Genomic DNA, 3,054 nt, shown 5'->3' on the forward strand with positions numbered 1-3,054 from the left:
CACCGCGGGCGGGGCGGCCCGGCGGCTGCCGCCGGTTCCCGGCTTCGCCGTCTGGCGTGGTGACGGACCGTCTCCCCGGCAGCGGGGCAAGGCGCTGCGCAAGCGCGTGCCGCGCTCGGTGCACGCCGAGCCGCCGAGGGCCGACGGACGGCCGGATCCGGTGGCGGCGGTCGAGCGGTCGAACGCCGGGCGGCTGCCGGAGCTCACCCCGATCCGGGTGGGGCGGATGGCCGCGGGCCCCTTCTCCTTTCTGCGCGGAGCCGCCGGGCTGATGGCGCATGACCTCACGAGCACGCCGGTGACCGGTATCGGGGCACAGCTCTGTGGCGATGCCCACGCCGCCAACTTCGGGATCTACGGAGATGCGCGCGGTGGCCTGATCATCGATCTCAATGACTTCGACGAGACCGTCCACGGCCCATGGGAGTGGGATGTGAAGCGGCTCGCGGTCTCGCTGGTGCTGGCCGGCCGGGAGGCGGGTGCCGACGAGGACACCTGCCGGGCGGCGGCGCGGGACGCCGTGGGCGCCTACCGGCGCACGGTGCGGCTGCTGGCCAAGCTCCCGGCGGCGGACGCGTGGAACGCGATCGCGGACGAGGAGCTGGTCTCCCACACGGACGCCAAGGACCTGGTCGGCACGTTGGAGCGGATCTCCGAGAAGGCCCGGCGGAACACCAGCGCGCGGTACGCGGCCCGGTCCACCGAGCCCGTGCCGGGCGAGGAGGGCTCCTCCGGCCGGCCGGAGGCCCGGCGCTTCGTGGACGCGCCGCCGGTGCTGCGGAGGGTGCCGGACGAGGAGGCGGCGGCGGTGGCCTCCTCGCTCGCCGAGTATCTGGGCACGCTGCCGGAGGACCGGCTGCCACTGCTCTCGCGGTACGAGGTGCACGATGTGGCGTTCCGGGTGGTCGGCACGGGCAGTGTGGGCACCCGCTCCTATGTGGTGCTGCTGCTCGACCACCGGGGCGAGCCGATGGTGCTCCAGGTGAAGGAGGCACGCCCCTCCGCACTGCTGCCGTATGTGGCGAAGGCCGGTTTCGAGGTGCCGGACGTCACACATGAGGGGCGGCGGGTGGTGCTCGGCCAGAAGCGCATGCAGGTGGTCAGCGACATCCTGCTGGGGTGGACGACGGTGCGCGGGCGGCATTACCAGGTGCGGCAGTTCCGCAACCGCAAGGGAAGCGTGGACCCGGCGGCGCTGGCCGCTGACCAGATGGACGACTACGGGCGGATGACCGGCGCGCTGCTGGCGCGGGCCCATGCCCACAGCGCGGACCCTCGGCTGCTGGCCGGTTACTGCGGCAAGGGCGAGGAGCTGGACGAGGCGGTGGCCGCCTTCGCGGTGGCGTACGCGGATCGCACGGAAGCGGATCACTCCGCGCTGCTCGTGGCGGTGCGCAATGGCCGGATAGCGGCCGAGATGGGGGTATGAGGCGCGGGTCGGGGGTGCGAACTCGGTCGCCGATCACCGCCGGACGTAGTCTGAGCGGGTGACGAATCCGGAAGCGCAGCAGCAGGCACGGCAGTCGGTGTCGGACGCGGAGCCCCAGGCGGAGTCGCACGACCGGTCCGGGGCGACGCGATCCGGGGAGACATGGCCCGGGGAGACGCGGTCCCAGGGGCCCTGGCCCGAGGAATCCCGGTCCGCAGATGCCGGGCCCGGGGACGCGGGATCGTCCGGGGACGCCGGTTCCGAAGATGCCGCGGACGCCGGGGACGCCCGGGCCCAGGAGGAGGCTCAGGCCGCCGAGCGTCTGGAACGGGCGGTGCGCGCGGCCGAGCAGGCGCTGATCGAGTTCGAGATCGCGGTGGAGACCTTCCGGGTGGAGGTGGAGAACTTCTCCCGGCTGCACCACCAGCGGCTCGGGCCGATGTACTCGCGCCTCGACGAGCTGGACGCGCTGATCGCCGAGGCGGTCGCGGCGCGCACCGGCGATCCGGAGGACATCCGCAAGGCCCATGAGGCGCGGGGGCTGGTGCAGCCGATGCCGGGTGTGGAGGAGCTGTTCCACGGCTGGATCGACTCCGATGGGCTCTCGCCGGAGGCGGCCGCGATGCTCACCGAGCGGCCCGTACAGCCGCCGCCGCGGGTGCGGCCGAGCGAGGAGGCTCGCCGGATCTACCGGGAGCTGGCCCGTAAGGCCCATCCGGATCTGGCCGAGGAGGAGGCCGAGCGGGAGCGGCGCGGTGCCTTCATCGTGCGGGTCAACGCGGCGTACGCGGCCGGGGACGAGGAGGCGCTGCGAGCACTGGCCGAGGAGTGGGAGGCCGGTCCGCCGCCGCCGGAGCGGCGGGCGAGCCGCAGCGAGGAGCTGTACGCCCGGCTGGAGTGGCTGGCCGAGCGCAAGGAGATGCTGGCCGCGGTAGCCGCGGAGCTTGAGTCGAGCGCGATCGGCGCGATGATCAAGATGGCGCCGGAGGACCCCGACCGGCTGCTGGACGAGATCGCCGAGCAACTGCTGGCCCAGGCCGCGGAGAAGGAGACCCGGCTCGCGGAGCTGGTGCGGTAGTAGGTTTGCCGCAGCTTCCGATGTCAGGTGAGAGGTGTGTCTGATGCATTTTGCCCAGCTTCCCCAGATGGAGGCGGCGGCGGTACCGGCCGATGGCCTTCTGCTGGATGTCCGGGAGGACGACGAGTGGACGGCCGGGCATGTCGAGGGCGCGCTGCACATTCCGATGGGACAGGTCGTGGCGCGCTTCGATGAGCTGACCGCGGCGGTCGGCGAGGGGCGGCGGGTGCATGTGATGTGCCGGGTCGGCGGCCGCTCCGCGCAGGTGACGCAGTATCTGGTCGCGCAGGGTCTGGACGCGGTGAATGTGGACGGCGGGATGCTCGCCTGGGACGCGGCGGGGCGGGCGATGGTGAGCGGCCCCGACGGCAAGGCCGAAGGGGCCTTTGTGCTCTAGGGCCTGTCGTTTGGATCAGGCCGGGCTCGCGGGGTCTGGCACGCGCGTCTGCGGCGTTGTCGTCACTCTTCCCCAAGCTCTCGGCTTCGCTCGAGCAGGGGAGACTCCATCCGCTCCCGCGTCGACTCCCTCCTCCGCCTTGCATCCGCA

At 72.9% G+C, this 3,054-nt stretch carries 3 protein-coding genes; all 3 read left to right on the top strand.

Annotated features, from left to right (window positions below):
* On the top strand, positions 1-1,429 hold a 1,429-nt coding region (locus KN815_RS32755), incomplete at its 5' end, for a DUF2252 domain-containing protein (protein ID WP_308403689.1).
* Between the two features lie 97 nt (positions 1,430-1,526).
* Positions 1,527-2,507 carry a hypothetical protein gene (locus KN815_RS32760; protein WP_216345488.1) on the top strand — a complete coding sequence of 327 codons (981 nt, stop codon included), beginning with the start codon at positions 1,527-1,529 and terminating at the stop codon, positions 2,505-2,507.
* A gap of 43 nt (positions 2,508-2,550) precedes the next feature.
* The gene (locus KN815_RS32765; protein WP_216345486.1) at positions 2,551-2,904 is read left to right on the top strand and encodes a rhodanese-like domain-containing protein; all 354 of its coding nucleotides are present in this window, start codon (positions 2,551-2,553) and stop codon (positions 2,902-2,904) included.
* Positions 2,905-3,054: the final 150 nt, after the last annotated feature.

The organism is Streptomyces niphimycinicus, from assembly GCF_018883605.1.
In the GTDB taxonomy this organism is placed as follows: domain Bacteria; phylum Actinomycetota; class Actinomycetes; order Streptomycetales; family Streptomycetaceae; genus Streptomyces; species Streptomyces niphimycinicus.

Bases quoted from the DNA above. Each gene is read 5' to 3' on its own strand.
- KN815_RS32765 (WP_216345486.1), top strand. From the start codon at position 2,551: ATGCATTTTGCCCAGCTTCCCCAGATGGAGGCGGCGGCGGTACCGGCC.